An 18,028-nucleotide genomic window follows, 5' to 3' on the forward strand; every position below is an offset into this window, starting at 1 on the left:
CGTGCGCGTCGGCGCGGCCTTGCCTCGCCGCTGCCGCTGCCGCTACCGCTCCCCGTGGCGCGGCCCCGGGCGGGCCGTGCTCGTGCCGGGCGTGAGGCGGGGGAGGAGGAGGCGAGGGCCGGGTGTCGGGCGGAGCGGGGTGGTGATCGCCTGCAGGGCCAGGTCGACGGCCTGCCGGGACATCTCGCGCTTGGGCAGGACCACGCCGGTGAGCGCGGAACGGGACAGCAGGCCCTCGGGCGTGTCGTCGTGGGCGACGACCGACAGGTCCTCGGGCACCGAGCGGTCCAGCGCGCGGGCCGCCTCCATCGCCGCCGCCGCGAGCACGTCGTGGGTGGCGAAGAGGGCCGTCACGGAGGGATCGGTCCGCAGGGCCGTCAGGGCGGCGTCGAGCCCGCCGCGGAAGGTGGGCGCGGCGGCCAGGTGGACGGCCCCGTCCGGCACGGTGATCTCGTCCTCGCGGAACGCCCGCCGGAAGCCCTCCACGCGTACGGTGTGGGCGGGACTGGCGAGGACCGCCACGCGTTCGTGGCCGAGCTCGCGCAGATGACGTCCCGCCAGGTGGCCGCCGTGCTCGTAGTCGACGGTGACGACGGGGAAGCCCTCCGGCAGCGGCGCCTCCCAGGCGCACAGCACCACGGGGAAGCGGACGTCCGCGAGCAGCGGCAGATGCCCCGTGAGTCCCTGGTCGCCGGCGATCAGCAGGGCGTCCACGGAGCGGCTGGTCAGCCCGGCCAGGTGCCGCCGGGCGCGCTCGCCGTCGAGGCGCGTCGTGCACAGGAGCAGGTGGTAGCCGCGCTCCTCCAGCGCGTCCTCGACCTCCTCGACCACGTCGGCGTAGAACGGCGCGGACACGGTCGGCACGAACAGACCGACCGTGCGGGTGCTGCCCGTCGCCAGGGAACGGGCCACCAGGTTGGGCACGTAGCCGAGTTCGGCGATGGCGGCCCGCACGCGTGCCTCGGTGGCGGGGCGCACGGCCACCCGGCCCGTGACGACGTTCGAGACGGTCTGCTTGGTGACGCCGGCCCGTTCGGCCACGTCCTGCATGGTCACCATCGCGCCCCCGTCGCACCGCTCACGTGAGGTGGCACCGTAGCCCCGGCCTCCGGACCGGTCAAGGCCGCCCCCAATCGCCCTGACACGGCCGGGCGTTGGGGAGGGCCCCCGTTGCCGCGGCCGGTTTCCCGCTGGTGCGCGGAGTCTTGTTTTACCGGTCAAAGAACCCCTATGGTCCGTGCCACCACAGGCACCTCCCGATCCCCACCCCCCCCTTCAGGGAGTACTCGTGACCACCTCGCTCGGCAGTCCCGTGACCGCTCCACGCGGCAGGCTCGTGGGCGCGCTCGTCGCCGCGGCCCTCGCCGTGACCGGCGGCAGCGCACTCGCCGCCCCCGCACCCGCCCCCGCGGGCGCCACGGCCACGTACACCGTCACCGTCGGCGCCAAGGGCTCCTGGACCCACCCCGACGACACCCCCGCCAGCCCCTACATCGACAAGGACGGCACCTTCTACTTCCAGCAGGCGCACGCCCTCTACGGCGCGAACGACCCCCGGAAGTGGAGCTTCTTCACCGGCACCGACCTCGACACCGCCACCCGGTCCGCCGCCCTCAGCGACGCGGTCGACCCCGCCAACGCCAACGACCGCAACAACGACACCACATGGCGCTGCAACAACAGCCCCACCGGTGTCGAGTCCACCCAGGCCCCGGCCGGCAGCGGCTACGCCCACCGCAACTACTGCGACCTCACCGGCATGTGGGTCGACCCGGACACCGGCGACTGGTACGGCCTCGTGCACAACGAGTTCACCCCGCAGCCCTTCGGTGACGGCGTCCACTACGACGGCATCGACTACGCCGTCTCCAGGGACCAGGGCAGGACCTGGACCGTCAAGGACCACGTCATCACCTCGCCGTACAGCACGAAGCGCGGCGACACCACCGCCTTCCCGCAGCAGACCTACCACTACGGCACCGGCGACCCGCGGCTCTTCGCCGACACCGCCTCCGGCTACTTCTACGTGTTCTACGGCTCCCGCATCGTCAACAAGGGCGGCGGCTGGGCCGCGTTCTACGGGCACGTCGCCCGCGCCCCGATCGCCGCGAAGATGGCCCGCGGCTCCTGGCAGAAGTGGTACGGCGGCGGCTGGTCCCAGCCCGGCGTCGGCGGCCGGGAGAGCACCATGGTCCCGGTCGGCGCCGACAGCACCACCGGCTACGTGCCGACCGCGAAGGAGTACGACCCCGCCAACAGCGGCACCGTCGGCCAGCAGGTCGCGGCCGGCCTGACGCCGCCCACCTCACCGCTGTTCGTCATGGACATCACCTGGAACGCCCACCTCGGCCTGTACATCGGCGAGCCGCAGGCCGTCGACCAGAGCGGCAACGCCCCGCAGGAGCTGTACGCCACCGACGACCTCACCACCCAGAAGTGGTTCCGGCTCGGCGACACCGGGAGCTACAAGACCGCCTCCTGGTACCGCTGGTTCCTCGACAGCCGCAGCCGGACCGCCTCCGGCATCGTCGGCAAGGACTTCCGCGCCTACTGCTCGTTCGGCTGCTCCGGCGGCGCGAGCAGCGAGTACGTCAACCTGAGCATCGGCACCGACCGGCCCGCCGCTCCGGTCGACACCACGAAGAGCTACCGGATCGGCAGTGCCGGCGGACGGGTCCTCGCCCAGGTCGCGGGCGGCACAGCCACCACGTCCGTGGCCGCGGCCACCGGCTCCGCGCTCGAATCGTGGGTCTTCACGGCCAAGGGCGACGGCTCCTACCGCATCGCCAACGCCGCCACCGGACAGCTCCTCGGCGTCCCCGCCACCGGCACCGCCGGGCGCGCCTGGGGCGCGAAGCCGACCGTCACCGCCGCCGGAGCGGGCGGCTCCACCGTCGGCCAGGAGTGGTTCGTGATCCGCGGCGCCTCCGCCGCCGACAACGCGCCCACCGGCACGTACAAGCTGGTCAACCGCTACAGCGGACTCGTCGTCGGCCTCTCCGGCGACACCGGTCGGCTCGCCGAGACCACGCCCGTCCGCAACTGGACGGACGCGACCGGCAGTTCCGTCGGCGACGGCCGCACGGCGGGCGAGCAGAGCCTGACCCTCACCGCGACCGGCGACGCCCCGTCCTCGCCCGACGGCGTCCGCACCTTCACCACCGGCGGCAAGGCCCTCGACGACCCCGACAGCAGCGCCGCCAACGGCACCCAGCTCGTGACCTGGACGCCGAACGGCGGCGCCAACCAGAAGTGGACCCTGACCCGGCAGTCCGACGGCAGCTACGAGATGAGGAACGGCGCGTCCGGCAAGTGCGCCGACATCGAAGGCGGTTCCACGGCCGCGGGCGCCCGCGTCATCCAATGGACCTGCCACGGCGGACCCAACCAGCGCTGGCGCATCGTCCGGCTGCCCTCCGGCGACTCCACCGTCGCCTCCGTCGGCAGCGGCCTGCTGCTCACCACGGCGTCGACGGCGAACGGCGCCCGGGTCACCCAACAACCGGACACGGGCGCCGCGTTGCAGCACTGGACCATCGTCTGACGACAGCGGTCGACCCGAGCCGGAGCGGCACCCGTCATCGCGGCTCGGCCCGGCCGGCGGAACCTCTCGGGGATCTCCGGACGGCTACGCCGAAGCCGCGCGCCCGTCCCCGAACGCCGCGAGGATGCGTTCCGCCGCCAGCGTCGCCGTCAGTTCGCCGTCGCGGACCCGGCGCTCCACCTCCGGTGCGAGCGCGCGGACCGACGGGTCGGAGTGGAGGCGGCCGAGGAGTTCGTCGCGGACCATCGACCAGGCCCAGTCGACCTGCTGGTCCCGGCGCCGGGCGTCCAGGCGGCCGGTCGCGTCGAGCAGGGCGCGGTGCTTCTCCAGCCGGGCCCACACCTCGTCGAGGCCGGTCGACTCACGGGCGCTGCAACTCAGCACCGGCGGCGTCCAGAACGCCTCCTGGCCGTGCATCAGCCGCAGCGCGCCCGCGAGTTCGCGGGCGGCGGCACGGGCATCGGTGGCGTGCGGACCGTCGGCCTTGTTGACGGCGACGACGTCCGCCAGTTCCAGGACGCCCTTCTTGATGCCCTGCAGCTGGTCGCCGGTACGGGCGAGGGTGAGCAGCAGGAAGGAGTCGACCATGTTCGCCACGGTCGTCTCCGACTGCCCGACGCCGACCGTCTCGACGAGGACGACGTCGTAGCCGGCGGCCTCCATCACCACCATCGACTCCCGGGTCGCCTTGGCGACGCCGCCGAGCGTGCCCGCGCTCGGCGAGGGCCGGACGAACGCCGCCGGATCGACCGCGAGCCGCTCCATCCGGGTCTTGTCGCCGAGGATCGAGCCGCCGGTGCGGGTGGAGGACGGGTCGACGGCGAGCACCGCCACCCGGTGCCCGAGCCCGGTCAGCATCGTGCCGAAGGCGTCGATGAAGGTGGACTTGCCCACCCCGGGCACCCCGCTGATCCCGATCCGCCGGGCCCGGCCGCTGTACGGGAGCAGCCGGGTCAGCAGTTCCTGCGCGAGCACGCGGTGCGCGGGCCGGGTGGACTCCACCAGGGTGATCGCGCGCGCCACCAGCGCCCGCTTCCCGTCCCGCACACCCTTCTCGTACGTGTCGATGTCGATGGCCATGGGGCTACCGGGCGTCCTCCGGGCCGGCCACCTCGTGCCCCAGACCCTCGGCGAGCCGGCGCACCAGGTCCGCCGCCGCGTCCGGGATCACGGTGCCGGGCGGGAACACCGCCGCGGCGCCCATCTCCAGGAGCGTCGGCACGTCCTGCGGCGGGATCACCCCGCCGACCACGATCATGATGTCCTCGCGGCCCTCCGCGGCCAGCTCCTCCCGCAGCGCCGGGACGAGCGTCAGGTGACCGGCCGCCAGGGACGAGACGCCCACGATGTGGACGTCCGCCTCGACGGCCTGCCGGGCCACCTCGGCCGGGGTCTGGAACAGCGGGCCGACGTCGACGTCGAAGCCCAGGTCGGCGAACGCGGTCGCGATCACCTTCTGGCCGCGGTCGTGGCCGTCCTGGCCCATCTTGGCCACCAGGATGCGGGGACGCCGGCCCTCGTTCTCCTCGAAGGAGTCGACGAGCGCGCGCGTGCCGTCCACGGACGGGGACTCGCCTGCTTCGTTGCGGTACACGCCGGAGATCGTACGGATCTGGCCCGCGTGCCGCCCGTACACCTTCTCCAGTGCGTCCGAGATCTCACCGACGGTGGCCTTCGCGCGGGCGGCGCGCACGGCCAGCTCGAGCAGGTTGCCTTCGCCGCCCGCCGCCCGCGTCAGGTCCTCGAGCGCGTCCTGGCAGGCCCGCTCGTCGCGCTCGGCGCGCAGCCGGCGCAGCTTCTCGATCTGCTGGGCCCGCACGGACGAGTTGTCGACCTTGAGGACCTCGATCTGCTCGTCGCCGTCGACCCGGTACTTGTTGACGCCGATCACCGGCTGGCGGCCCGAGTCGATCCGGGCCTGCGTCCGGGCCGCGGCCTCCTCGACGCGCAGCTTCGGGATGCCCGCGTCGATGGCCTGCGCCATGCCGCCGGCCGCCTCGACCTCCTGGATGTGCTTCCAGGCCCGGCGCGCCAGGTCGTAGGTCAGCCGCTCCACGTACGCGCTGCCGCCCCACGGGTCGATGACCCGGGTGGTGCCCGACTCCTGCTGGATCATCAGCTGCGTGTTGCGGGCGATGCGGGCCGAGAAGTCGGTCGGCAGCGCCAGCGCCTCGTCCAGCGCGTTGGTGTGCAGCGACTGGGTGTGGCCCTGCGTCGCCGCCATCGCCTCGACACAGGTGCGGGTGACGTTGTTGAAGACGTCCTGCGCGGTGAGCGACCAGCCGGAGGTCTGCGAATGGGTGCGCAGCGAAAGGGACTTGGCGTTCTTCGGGTCGAACTCCCGGACCAGCTTGGCCCACAGGAGACGGGCCGCGCGCAGCTTGGCGATCTCCATGAAGAAGTTCATGCCGATCGCCCAGAAGAACGACAGGCGCGGCGCGAACGCGTCCACGTCCAGACCGGCCTCACGGCCCGCCCGGAGGTACTCGACACCGTCCGCCAGCGTGTACGCCAGCTCCAGGTCGGCCGTCGCACCGGCCTCCTGGATGTGGTAGCCGGAGATCGAGATGGAGTTGTAGCGCGGCATGTTCCGCGAGGTGAAGGCGAAGATGTCGGAGATGATCCGCATCGACGGCTTCGGCGGGTAGATGTAGGTGTTGCGGACCATGAACTCCTTGAGGATGTCGTTCTGGATGGTCCCCGCCAGCTTCTCGGCCGGCACACCCTGCTCCTCGGCCGCGACGATGTACAGCGCGAGCACGGGCAGCACCGCGCCGTTCATCGTCATCGACACCGACATCTTGTCCAGCGGGATCCCGTCGAACAGCGTCCGCATGTCGTAGATCGAGTCGATCGCCACGCCCGCCATGCCGACGTCGCCGGTGACGCGCGGGTGGTCGCTGTCGTAACCGCGGTGCGTCGGCAGGTCGAAGGCCACCGACAGGCCCTTCTGGCCGGCCGCCAGGTTGCGCCGGTAGAAGGCGTTCGACTCCTCGGCCGTCGAGAAGCCCGCGTACTGGCGGATGGTCCATGGCTGGTTGACGTACATCGTCGGGTACGGGCCGCGCAGGTACGGCGTCACGCCCGGGTACGTGCCGAGGAAGTCGACGTCCTCCAGGTCACGCCCGGTGTACAGCGGCTTGACGGCGATGCCCTCCGGCGTCTCCCACAGCAGGTCGTCCCCGCCGGAGGCGCGCTTCACGGCGGCCCGCCACTCGTCGGCGCTGCCGGCCGGCGTGGGGGATCCGAGGTCGATCCCGGTGAAGTCGGGGATTCCCATCAGGACACTCCCATGCGGTCGAGGGTGGCGGAGAGCACGGCGATCGCGTCGCACCCCGCGAAGACGTACGAGTCGGCGTCCGGGAACGCCGAGGGGCGCCCGGCCAGCGTGACGTGCCGGGCCCCGGCGGCACGGAACTCCGCCGCCTCGGCCGCCGCCCGCTCCTCGTACAGCGCGTCGCTGGAGCAGAGGCAGACCTCGGTGGCGCCGCTGTCCGCGAACGAGCCGTCGGTGACCGGCTCGATGCCGCCGGCCTGGAAGAGGTTGGCGGCGAAGGTGAGCCGCGCGGTGTGCGCCGCCGCCGGGCCGAGCGCGGCCAGGTAGACCCGCGGCCGTGCGCCGGTCGCCGCGAGATGGGCGTCGGAGCGGGCGCGCAGCGCCTCGAAGGCCTCGTCGCGGCGGACCCGCGGCAGACCGCCGCCCGGCGCGGCGGGCGCGGGCTCGCGCTCCACCGGCTTCTCCGCGAGGAACGGGAACTCGCTGACGCCGGTGATCGGTTCGCGCCGCTTGGCCAGCGCCTTCGAACGCTCCGCCCAGGTCGCCGCGAGCCGGTCCTTGACCAGACCCGAGCGCAGCGCGGCCGTCTGGCCGCCGGACCGCTCGATCTCCTGGAAGAACTCCCAGGCTGCCCGGGCCAGTTCGTCGGTGAGGGACTCCACGTACCAGGAACCGCCTGCCGGGTCGATGACCCGCGCGAGGTGCGACTCCTCGACGAGGATCGTCGAGGTGTTCCGGGCGATCCGGCGCGCGAACGCGTCCGGCAGGCCGAGCGCGTGGTCGAAGGGCTGCACGGTCACCGACTCGGCGCCGCCCACACCGGCCGCGAGCGTCGCGACCGTCGTCCGCAGCATGTTCACCCACGGGTCACGCGCCGTCATCATCACCGACGAGGTGACCGCGTGCTGCAGCTGCGCACCGGCCGCCGGCGCTCCGCAGGCCTCCGCGACCCGCGCCCACAGCCGTCGCGCGGCCCGCAGCTTGGCGATCGTCAGGAACTGGTCGGCAGTGGCCGCATAACGGAACTCCAGCTGACCCAGGGCCTGTTCGAGGCTCAGGCCGCCGCCGGTGAGCGCCCGCAGATAGGCCACGCCGGTCGCCAGCGAGCAGCCGAGCTCCTGCGCGGCCGAGCCTCCGGCGTCGTGGTACGGCAGGGCGTCCACGGTCAGCGCCCGCACACCCGGGTACGACTCCGCGCACAGCCGCGCGAGCGCCACCGTGGCGGCGAAGCCGTCGCCGTCGTAGGCCGCGCCCGTGCGCGCCTCGGTGCCGAGCGGATCGGCGCCCAGGTTGCCGCGGGCCGCCTCGGGAGCGACACCACGGCGCTCGTACAGCGAGAGCAGCTCGTCGGCCGCCGCGGCGGTCTCCGGCCCGGCCTCCAGGACGATCGGGGCCAGGTCCAGGTACACGTCGCGCAGGACCCGGTCGAGCTCCTCGACGGCGACGCCGTCGGGGCCCACGGCCAGCCACAGCGAGGTGACGCCGTTCTCGAGGTCCGTCAGGACCGCCTCGGCGTCGGCCGTACGGTGACGCTGGCGCACGTCCCAGCCGCCCGCGGTGTTGCCCTCGGCGCGGCCGGAGCGTACGAACGGGGCGAATCCGGGCAGGCCGGCGTCCGGCGCGGCGTCGGCGGCCGTGTACAACGGCCGGGCTCGCAGGCCGTCCTCCAGCGCGGTGGAGAGCGCGTCCTCGGCCTCGGTCTCGGGAACGTCCTTGCCCGACCTGCTCAGTACGCCCGCCACGAGGCGCTGCCACTGCGCATGGGTCGCTGCGGGGAACTCGGCGGCCAGGGAAAGGCCGTCGTCAGGCAGCACAGTCATGCCCGGATGCTAGGCCAGGGGCCCGAAGTCACAGCAGTGTGATCCGCTGTGACCTTGACCTCTTCGGGTGGGCCTTGATCCCCGGCGCGGGTCCGTGGTCAGGTTTCCGGGGGTGTCTCGACGGGTCTCTCGGCGGGTGTTCCGACGGGTCTCTCGGCGGGTGTTCCGACGGGTTTCCGGGCGGGCGTCTCGGCGGGTGTTCCGACGGGCTTCTCGACGCGTTTCTCGATGGGCGTCTCGGCGGGTGGTGTTCCGGGAGGTGTCCCGACGGCTCACCCCGCGGGGTCCGCGGCCGGCCGGGGCCGCTGGTTCCACCCGGCGACGACGGGCAGTCCGTGCTCCGTCGACAGCCGCCCGAGCGTGGCCGTCGTCAGCAGGAACAACCGTCCCTCCGACGGCGGCAGGCCGAGGTAGCGGGCGGTGAGCACCCGCAGCAGGTGCCCGTGCGCGACGAGGACGCCGTCCTCGCCGGACGTGGCGAGCGCAGCCGCGAGGCGTGCGAGCACCCGGTCGGCACGGCGCCCCACGTCCTCGGCCGATTCGCCCGGCCGCCCGTCGGGGTGTGGCGGAACGCCGTCCCGCCACAGCGACCAGTCCGGCCGGTCCTCGTGGATCCGGGCCGTGGTCAGCCCCTCGTACCCGCCGTAGTCCCATTCGCACAGGTCCTCGTCGGCCTCCGCACCGCGCAGTCCGGCCAGCTCCGCCGTCCGCCGGGCCCGTCGGAGCGGGCTGGTCAGGACGAACGCGAAGGAGCGCCCGGTGAAGTACGGCGCGAGGGTACGGGCCTCGGCCTCGCCCGCCGCGGTCAGCGGCAGATCGGTCCGCCCGGTGTGCCGACCGGCGGTGCTCCACTCCGTCGCGCCGTGACGGACCAGCAGGAGGTCACCCATGGGCAGCCGTCCTGGCGGGGCGGGAGGAGAGAAGAGGGGACACGTGCGCTCCGATCGAGAGGGCCGGCGAGACTATCGCCACTATCGCCCGGGCGTGCACGACGCGCGGTGAAGCGCGCGGGGTGACGGGCACACGGTGACGGGCGCACGGTGACGCGCGCACGGTGGCGCGCGCGGGGTGACGGGCGCGGGGACCGGGCGATCGGTGGGGGGCGCAGGCACGCCGTGTGCGAGGATTGCGGACCGCATCTGATGATCTTGAAAGGGGGGCGCACGCTCATGAAGGGTCGTTCCGACCGCAGACCGTGCCGCGGCCTGTCGACATCCGTGCCCGCGAAGGCAGTGGCCGGCGGGGCCGGCGTCACCGGGGCCGTCGTCCTCGACCTCGCGGGAGAGGCCGCCTGATGTCGCTGTCTCGCCGTACCGTCCTGAGCGCCGTGGTGGCGGCTCCGGTCCTCGCGCCCGTCACACCCGCGCAGGCGGCCGGTCACCGGGCCGCCCCGGCGGCCGTCCCCGCCGCCCTCGCCGCCGAGAGCGGGACCGGCGGGAGCGGGACCGCCGCCTTCCTCGACGCGCGGAACAGGTTCGACCTGCGCTCCCAGCCCACCGATCTGTTCGGCGGGGAGATCGCGCTCAAGCAGGGCAGGGTGCACCAGCAGGTCGCCTTCGACCCGGTGACCGGCCTGGCGTACGTGACGCAGATCATCAGTGACGGCCGCCGGCTCGCCGACGAGACCGTCACCCTGCCCGAGGGCGAGCGCGGTCGCCGGGGCGACCTGTGCGTCAACGAGGTCGCACCCGACGGCACCGTCCGCGCCGTCATGTACCTGCGGGGCGTCGGCCACGGCGGCGGACTCGGCGTCGAGCACGCCGACGGCCGCCCCCGGCTCTGGATCGAGACCGACGCGGACCCCGTCACCAGCGGCTTCGCCTACGGCAAGCGCGTCGGCCGGGTCACGTTCACCCCGGACGCCATCGTCGACGCCGGAAGCCCGCTGATCGAGGTGTTCGACCCCGTTCCCGGCTCCTCCCACGTCACGCCGTCCGTGGACGTCGCCCACGGCAGGATCGCGGTGCGGCACGGGGCGCCCGGCGCCGAGGAGTACCGCGTGTACGCCCTCGACGCCTTCACGAGCCGGACGTTCACCGCGCTGCACGGCTTCCCGGCCCGCTACCGCACCCAGTCCTGGTGCCTCTACGGCGACCTCGTCTACCAGAACGAGGGCAGCGCCTACAGCAGCACCAACCCCCGGCCCGGCAACTCGTGGTGGAACGTCTACGACGTCACCACCGGTCAGATCATCGAGCGGACCTTCAACACCACCGCTCTCGACCTGTCCCACCGGGAGACCGAGTCCCTCACCGTCCGCCAGACGCCCGACGGGCCGCAACTCGTCTTCGGCTTCGCCACCCAGGAACCAGGACCGCGCAAGATGGCCCTCTTCGGCATCACCGGCACCACCGACGGCACCGGCGACCACGTCCCGTGGACCGAGCTGGACTACGACACCGCCGTCTACCAGCCCAACTCCTCCCACTACGTCCCGCAGTACCGCCAGACCGGCAACCGCATCGACATCCACCTGCGGCTGTCCCGCGTCGACGGCGCCGCGTGGACCAACGGCGAGACGATCCTCACCCTGCCGCCCCACATCAGGCCCCACCGGACGCAGGGCATGGTCGGCCAGATCACCGGCGCGGGGGTCACGGACTCCCTGACCATCCGGTGGGAGGTCACCACCGACGGCCGGCTCCGCATCTACGACCAGCGCGCGTTCAGCGGCTGGATCGGGCTGGACGCCGGCTTCTTCACCAGCTGAGCCGACCGCTCCGCACCCGGCCGCGTCCGGGCGCGGAGCGGCGCCGACCACGACCGGCACCGTCGCCCGCGCGTGCGGAAGGGCGACAGCACGCCCCGGTCGGCTACAGGTCGAACTCGTGCGGCGGCAGGCCGAGGGTGAAACAGGCCTCGCGGACGACGGCCTGCTCGGTCTTGTCGAAGTCGCCGTCCGCGCCGCCGATGACGATGCCGATCTGGACCACGGCACGGGCCTCGGCGGGCTTCTTCTTCGCCTTGGCCACCTCCTGGAGCACGCTGACCTTGCCGAAGTCGAAGTCGGCGGCGAGCCTGTCGAGGTTCTCGTCGAAACGGCGCTGCAGATCGGTCGCGTCGAAGTTCTGCAGCACCTCGTTGGACGCGATGAGCTGGGCGACGCGACGGCGTTCGGAGGGGTCGACGGTCCCGTCGGCGGCGGCCACGAGCGCGCACATCGCCATGCTCGCGTCGCGGAACGCCCCGCTCTTGAGGTCGTTCTTCCGGGCGATCAGCTGGGTCTGCATCGTCGATGCGGACTCCTTGATGCGGTCCCACAGGGCCATGGTGCGGTACTCCCGATGTCGGTGTATCAACTTCTACGTTCTTGTAGAACGTGACGGGCCGGCTGCGAGTTCCCCGGTCCCGGAAGTTCTTCCGCGGAGCGTCAGAGGCCGTGACCGGAAGCCGTGACCGGAAGCCGTGACCGAAAGCCGTGAAGCGCCGTCCTCGCCGGAAGCCTCGCCGCAAGCCCTCGTCAGATGTCGTCCAGGGAGCGGGTGACGTCCAGCTCGGCCCACACCGTCTTGCCGTCCTCCCGGTACCGCACGCCCCAGCCGTCGGCGAGGCTCGCCGAGATGTGCAGGCCGCGGCCGCCCTCGTCCGAGGCCTTGGCGTGGCGGATGTGCGGCGCGACGAGGGCGGCGTCGTCGACCTCGCAGACGACCGTCGTCTCGCCCCGGATCAGCCGCAGGGTGATCGGCGCGGCGCCGTGCCGGACGGCGTTGGTCACCAGCTCGCTCACCACGAGTTCCACCGGGAACGCGTCGGCGTCCGGCCACCACTCCCGTACGCGCTTCTCCGCGTGCCGCCGGGCCGGCGAGACGGCCCGGAGCTCGGCGGGCACGTCCCACTCGCTCACGTCGTCCGCCGGCAGGCGCCGGGTGCGTGCGACGAGGAGGACCCGGTCGGGGGAGAGGTACGGTGCCACGTCGTTCGCCATCGCCTCCGGGCCGCGGTCCGCCTCGGCGAGCGCGGCGACCAGTTCGGCGTTCGTCGGCCCCTCGTCCCGCGACGTGGCCGGGGAGGCGAGACAGATCGTGCTTCCCTCCGGCAGGACGAGACTCGCGCTGGCGAACGGTGGCCCCTCCTCACCGAGCAGCGGGCCCTCGGGGAGCGGAGACGTGTCCACCGAGCCGTCCGGGCGCACGACCGCGAGGAGCGAGGTGCCCGCCCGCGCGATGTCGAGCCGCCCGGTGACCGGGTCGTGGACGACGAACGTGCAGTGCGCCGTCGGCTCGTCGCGCCCTGCCGCGCCGCCGCCCGGGCCGCCCGGGTCGTCGTTCGCGCCGCCCTGCTCGCGGGCGAGGCGCAGGACGGTCGCGTGCAGGCGGGCGAGCAGCTCGTGCGGGTCGAGGTCGAGCGTCGAGAGGCTGTGCACGGCGGTCCGCAGTCTGCTCATGGTGGCGACGGCGCTCAGCCCGGGGTGCGCCACCTGCCCCACCACCAGCGCCACCCGCGCCCCGGGCAGCGGCAGCGCGTCGAACCACGAGCCGGCCCCGCTGCCCCCGGCCCGGTGCCGCTGGGCGATCTCGGCGGCCCGCTGCGTCTCCCGCTCCTGCCGCAACGGCCAGCTCTGCAACGCCGTCATGACGATGTGCTCGCGGGTGAACCGCAGCGCGTTCTCCAGGCTTGCCGCGGCGTGCTCCGTGATGCTCTTCGCCAGGTCCAGATCGGCCGCCACGTACGGCTCGGAGCCCGGCCTGCGCTCGAAGGACACGGCGCCGAGCACCTGGCGGCTCCGCACCGTCAGCGGCGCCACCAGCCGCACCCCGTCCGCCGAGGGCACCAGCACGGGCTCGTCCGGCAGCGGCGAGCCGAAGAGGCCGGGCAGGAGCACACAGCCCACCGTCGGCACCGGACTTCCGGGATCCGTGGCACCGACGGCCGCACAGCGCATCAGCATCCCGTCACCGTCCGCGAGTTCGGGTGCCTTGCCCTGGAGCACCGCGTCCGTGAGCGCCACGACGGCCGCGTCCGCGAAACCGTTGTCGAGCGCGACCTCGATCAGCTCGCGGGCCGTCCGCTCCACGTCCAGCGTGCCGCCGATCCGCTCCCGTACGTCGTACAGGAGCCGCAGCCGGGCGTTCGCGCGTTCCCGCTCGGTCACGTCCAGGGTGGTGGCGACGACCCCGACGACCCGGCCCGTCTCGTCGTGGAGGCGGTAGACCGACACCGAGAAGACGTGCTCGTGCCCCGGGTCCGCGAGCGGCGTGCTGCGGATCAGCGCGTCCTTCACCGGCTGCCCGGTCGCCAGCACGTCGCGCAGCGCGTCCTCGTCGACGGTCACCCCCAGCGCCGCGTACGCCTCGGCCGCGGGCCGCCCGACCAGGAGCTCCTCGGGCAGGCCGCGCATGCCGACGGACACCGGGTTGACCCGCACCACCCGAAGATCGGTGTCGAGCACGTGCAGTCCCACGTCCGACTGGGTGAACACGGCGTCCAGGACCGCCTCCCCCAGCCGCGGAGCCTGCCCGCGGCCGCCCTCGTCCTCCGGCTCCGGCACCGGGACCTCCTCGCCTCGGACCCGATCGGCTCCTCCGACCATCCTGCGGCGCGGCGGCCGGATCGGCACGACGAAGGGCTCCGCGTCCGGACGTCACGACGGCGGGCTCCGCGTCCGGCCCGTGCTCCCTCCGCAGCGAGCCGGTTCCGGCACGCTCCACGGGCTGACGGGCGGCCCGGTCAGCGTCCGGCCACGGTACCGAGGTAGCGGGCGTACTCGTCGAGCGCGGCCTCGGCCTGGGCGTCGTCGCGGTCGATGAGCCAGGTGAGGGTGAGGCCGTCGAGGAGGCCGAACCCATGGCGTGCGAGGACATGCACGTCGACGGTCCAGCGGATGCCGGCGGCGCGGGCGACGGCCTCCAGGTACTCGCCGAACACGGTCAGGTAGTGCGCGTACTGCCGGCGGGCCACCTCGGCCATCTCCGGCTGCCGCAGGGCGTACTGGGTCAGCTCGTACGTCACCATGTGCTCGGCGGGGCTCCGGCGGATGCCGTCCCAGTAGGCGTGCAGGGTGCCGCGGATGATCTCGTACGGGGAACGGCCGTCGTCCTCCCCGGCCGTCGTGGCCGTGGGGACGAGCGTGCGCCGCATGATCCGGTCGATCACGGCGTGCAGGAGCTCCTGCTTGGAGCGGAAGCAGTAGTGGAAGGCGCCCAGCGGGGCGCCGGCCTCGGTGGCGATCGCCCGGGTGGTCGCCTTCGCGACGCCGTCGCGGATCATGACGGCGATGGCCGCCTCGACGAGCTGGTCGCGGCGTTCGTCGGCCGACAGGCGGGTCATGCAGGCTCCCTGGGCGTGCTGCGGACGGAGGGACAGGAGTCTACGAAGTGGAGAGGGACGGGAGTCGACCCAGGGCGCGCGGACCGTGCCCGGCCCGCGGCGGACCGACGTGGGGCGCCGCCGGACCGAGGACGCCGAGGCCGGCCCCGGCGTGCGGAGGCTCGACGGGGGGCGGCGTCCGATCCGAGGACGCCGAGCCGGGCCCTGCGCGGCGGGCGGTCCTGCGCGGCGGCGGTCCGGCCGAGGGCGCGGAGGTCACAGGAAGGCGTGGCCCTCTCCTCTGTACGTGGCGACCTCGTCGACGATCCGACCGCCCGCGACGAGGTGCAGCCGGTCGACCCGCTCGCACAGTTCACCCGCCTTCGCGTGGCGGAACCAGACGCGGTCGCCGAGCCGCAGGGCGTCGGCGGCCTCTCCGGCGAGCGGTGTCTGCACCTCGCCCGCGCCCTCGCGCGGCAGCAGGCGCAGCCCGGGCGGCCAGACGGGCACGGGCAGCCGGTCCGCGCCGGCCGGGCCGGAGGCGGTCCAGCCGCCGCCGAGGACCGTGACGTGCCGCGGCGCGGGACGCCGGACGACCGGGAGGACGAAGAAGGCGGCGGGATACGGCGTGAACGCGCGGTAGTGGTCGAACAGCGCCGGCGCGTAGAGGCCGGAGCCGGCGCCGAGTTCGGTCACGGCCGCCTCGGCCGAGGTGGTGTGCAGGCTGCCGGTGCCGCCGCCGTTGACGAACTCCAGGTCGGCGACCGACCGGACGGCGCGGATCGCGTCGGCCCTGCGCCGCGCCAGTTCGCGCGCGGAGACCCGTTGCACGAGCCGGAGCGCGGCCCGGGCGGCGCGCGGACCGGGCTGGTCGTCCCCGACGCCGGCGATCTGCCCCTCGTACGACATGAGTCCGACGAGCCGGAATCGGCGGCGGGCGACGACGGCCCGGGCCAGTTCGCGGGCCTGCGCGGGGGAGTGCAGCGGCGAGCGCCGCATCCCGAGGTGGACGCGGCCGCCCCAGAGGCGCAGGGAGGCGTCGAGGTCGAGGCAGACCCGTACCGGAGGGCCGTCGTGGCCGATCACGGACGTGACGTGGTCCAGGTGCTCGACCGAGTCGATCATGATCGTCACCCGCGCGGCGAGCGTCTCGTCGGAGGCGAGCCGGCGCAGGGCCTCGGGGTCCGTCGTGGGATAGCCGACGAGGACGTCCTCCGCCCGCTCGGCGAGCCACAGGGCCTCGGGCAGGGTGAACGCGAGGATGCCGGCGAAACCGGGCAGGCGCAGCACCTCGGTGATCAGCGCGCGGCAGCGCAGCGACTTGCTGGCGAGCCGGACGGGCTTGCCGTTGCCGCGGCCGGTCATCTCCCGCGCGTTGGCGCGCAGCGCGTCCAGGTCGACGACCGCGAACGGCGGCGTGAGTCCGGCCGTCGCCTTCTCCAGCTCGGCGAACGGAGCCGAGGCCGCGGCGGCGGGGGAGCGGGCGGGCGCGTGCGGCGCGGAGCGGATGCGGGGCGCTGGGGGCGGGGTGCGCATGGCGTGGCTGCCTTCCTGGCGGGGCGGCGGCATGAGCCGTCCGAGGCGCGGCCACCTTGTCCTTGGTCGGTCGTCCAAGTCAAGACATCGGGACCCTTGACTTGGACGACCGACCAAGACGACCATCCGGGGCACGACAACCGAAGCCCGCCGTCGCCCCGGTAGGCCGTCCCGCGACCGGGCCGCCGCGCGTACCCGGACGCCCCGGCCGCCCGGGTGCCCCCGCCGTCCCGGCTGCTCCGGCCGCCCCGGCCGCCCCCGTCGAGAGGAATCCGCCCGTGACCGAGACCTGGCGCAACTGGTCCGGAAGCCAGCAGGCCCGTCCCGTGAGGGTCGCCCGGCCCGCGAGTACGGGCGAGGTGGCCGACGCCGTGAAGGAGGCGGCCCGCGAGGGACTGCGCCTCAAGGCCGTCGGCGCCGGGCACTCCTTCAGCCCGGTCGCCGTCGCCGACGGCGTCCAGCTGCGGCTCGACCGGCTGGACGAGCCGTACGCGGTCGACACGGAGAGCGGTCTGGTCACCGTCGGCGCCGGCATGCCCCTGTGGAAGCTCAACCCGCTGCTCGCCGCGCACGGCCTCGCGCTGGAGAACATGGGGGACATCGACCGGCAGACCGTCGCCGGGGCGATCTCGACCGGCACCCACGGCAGCGGCATCCGCTTCGGCGGGATCGCCACCCAGGTCAGGGCGCTCGAACTGGTCCTCGCCGACGGATCGGTGGTCACCTGCTCGGCCACCGAGCGGCCCGAACTGTTCGCGGCCGCTCGGGTCGGCCTCGGCGCGCTCGGCGTCCTCACGCGCGTGACGCTCCAGTGCGTGCCGGGCTACGTCCTGCACGCCCGGGACGCCACCGCGCCCGTGGCCGAGACGCTCGACCGGATGCACGAACTCGCCGACACCCACGACCACTTCGAGTTCTTCTGGTTCCCGCACAGCGAACTGACCCTCACCCGCAGGTTCCGCCGCCTGCCCGGTACGACCCCGCTCAGGCCCATCGGCGAGCTGAGCCGGCGCGTCGACGAGACCGTCAGCGGCCTCGGTTTCGAGGGGCTCAACCGGCTGGGCACCCGCTTCCCCGCCCTCGTGCCGCCCCTCACCCGCCTCGCCGCCCGCGCCATGTCCACGCGCGAGTGGACCGACCTGTCCCACCGGGTCTTCGCGTCCGCGCGCGACGTCCGCTTCCACGAGGGCGAGTTCGCCATCCCGAGGGAGCGGGCCGGCGAGGCGCTGCGGGAGCTGAAGAGCTGGATCGACACCCACGACGAGAGGGTGTCCTTCCCGCTGGAGGTCCGGTTCGCCGCCGCCGACGACATCTGGCTCTCCACCGCGTACGGCCGCGAGAGCTGCTACATCGCCTTCCACCAGTACCACCGGATGCCCTACGACCGGTACTTCCGCGCCTGCGAGGACATCCTCGGCGCCCACGGCGGCCGGCCGCACTGGGGCAAGACGCACGGCCTGGACGCCGAACGCCTCCGGCCCCGCTACGAACGCTTCGACGACTTCGTCGCCCTGCGCGACCGGCTCGACCCGGCCGGCCTCTTCTCCAACCCGTACCTCGACCGCGTCCTCGGCCGCGCACCGGGGGACACGGCGTGACGCGCCG

General features: G+C 73.7%; 12 protein-coding genes. 3 read left to right on the plus strand and 9 right to left on the minus strand.

What is annotated here, in order from left to right; genetic code table 11:
* Positions 1-42: 42 nt before the first annotated feature.
* Positions 43-1,059 carry a LacI family DNA-binding transcriptional regulator gene (locus tag ESG85_RS29010; RefSeq protein WP_128984142.1) on the minus strand — a complete coding sequence of 339 codons (1,017 nt, stop codon included), beginning with the start codon at positions 1,057-1,059 and terminating at the stop codon, positions 43-45.
* Between the two features lie 253 nt (positions 1,060-1,312).
* Here ESG85_RS29010 and ESG85_RS29015 point away from each other — a divergent pair, with 253 nt between their 5' ends.
* The gene (locus ESG85_RS29015) at positions 1,313-3,544 is read left to right on the plus strand and encodes an RICIN domain-containing protein (protein ID WP_128984214.1); all 2,232 of its coding nucleotides are present in this window, start codon (positions 1,313-1,315) and stop codon (positions 3,542-3,544) included.
* A gap of 84 nt (positions 3,545-3,628) precedes the next feature.
* On the opposite strand, the gene meaB is transcribed toward ESG85_RS29015, so the two are convergent.
* The 4 genes from meaB to ESG85_RS29035 all read right to left on the minus strand — a co-directional run bounded on the left by meaB (position 3,629) and on the right by ESG85_RS29035 (position 9,531).
* Positions 3,629-4,624, minus strand: a complete 996-nt coding sequence (gene meaB, locus ESG85_RS29020) for a methylmalonyl Co-A mutase-associated GTPase MeaB (protein ID WP_128984143.1) — start codon at positions 4,622-4,624, stop codon at positions 3,629-3,631.
* 4 nt (positions 4,625-4,628) lie between these two features.
* Positions 4,629-6,824, minus strand: coding sequence for a methylmalonyl-CoA mutase (gene scpA / locus ESG85_RS29025; protein WP_128984144.1), 2,196 nt, complete (start codon positions 6,822-6,824; stop codon positions 4,629-4,631).
* Positions 6,824-8,641 (minus strand): methylmalonyl-CoA mutase subunit beta, encoded by a 1,818-nt coding sequence (locus ESG85_RS29030; RefSeq protein WP_128984145.1) that lies wholly within the window; start codon positions 8,639-8,641, stop codon positions 6,824-6,826. Before ESG85_RS29030 ends, scpA begins: the two co-directional genes overlap by 1 nt.
* 272 nt (positions 8,642-8,913) lie before the next feature.
* Positions 8,914-9,531 carry a histidine phosphatase family protein gene (locus ESG85_RS29035; protein WP_128984146.1) on the minus strand — a complete coding sequence of 206 codons (618 nt, stop codon included), beginning with the start codon at positions 9,529-9,531 and terminating at the stop codon, positions 8,914-8,916.
* 404 nt (positions 9,532-9,935) lie between these two features.
* On the opposite strand from ESG85_RS29035, the gene ESG85_RS29040 reads away from it, so the two are divergent.
* On the plus strand, positions 9,936-11,351 hold the full coding sequence (locus tag ESG85_RS29040) for a signaling protein (RefSeq protein ID WP_128984147.1): 1,416 nt from the start codon (positions 9,936-9,938) through the stop codon (positions 11,349-11,351).
* Positions 11,352-11,454: 103 nt separating this feature from the next.
* On the opposite strand, the gene ESG85_RS29045 is transcribed toward ESG85_RS29040, so the two are convergent.
* From ESG85_RS29045 to ESG85_RS29060, 4 genes are all read right to left on the minus strand, one after another.
* On the minus strand, positions 11,455-11,910 hold the full coding sequence (locus tag ESG85_RS29045; protein ID WP_128984215.1) for a tellurite resistance TerB family protein: 456 nt from the start codon (positions 11,908-11,910) through the stop codon (positions 11,455-11,457).
* A gap of 191 nt (positions 11,911-12,101) precedes the next feature.
* The gene (locus ESG85_RS29050) at positions 12,102-14,129 is read right to left on the minus strand and encodes a SpoIIE family protein phosphatase (protein WP_164986346.1); all 2,028 of its coding nucleotides are present in this window, start codon (positions 14,127-14,129) and stop codon (positions 12,102-12,104) included.
* A 179-nt stretch (positions 14,130-14,308) separates the two neighbouring features.
* Entirely contained in the window at positions 14,309-14,908 is a 600-nt protein-coding gene (locus ESG85_RS29055; protein ID WP_128984149.1) for a TetR/AcrR family transcriptional regulator, read from the minus strand.
* 255 nt (positions 14,909-15,163) lie between these two features.
* On the minus strand, positions 15,164-16,423 hold the full coding sequence (locus ESG85_RS29060) for an amino acid deaminase/aldolase (protein WP_128984150.1): 1,260 nt from the start codon (positions 16,421-16,423) through the stop codon (positions 15,164-15,166).
* Between the two features lie 278 nt (positions 16,424-16,701).
* On the opposite strand from ESG85_RS29060, the gene ESG85_RS29065 reads away from it, so the two are divergent.
* Complete coding sequence (locus ESG85_RS29065) at positions 16,702-18,021, plus strand: D-arabinono-1,4-lactone oxidase (RefSeq protein ID WP_128984151.1); 1,320 nt, start codon at positions 16,702-16,704, stop codon at positions 18,019-18,021.
* Positions 18,022-18,028 lie beyond the last annotated feature (7 nt).

The sequence above is a fragment of the Streptomyces roseicoloratus genome, assembly GCF_004117935.1.
Lineage (GTDB): Bacteria > Actinomycetota > Actinomycetes > Streptomycetales > Streptomycetaceae > Streptomyces > Streptomyces roseicoloratus.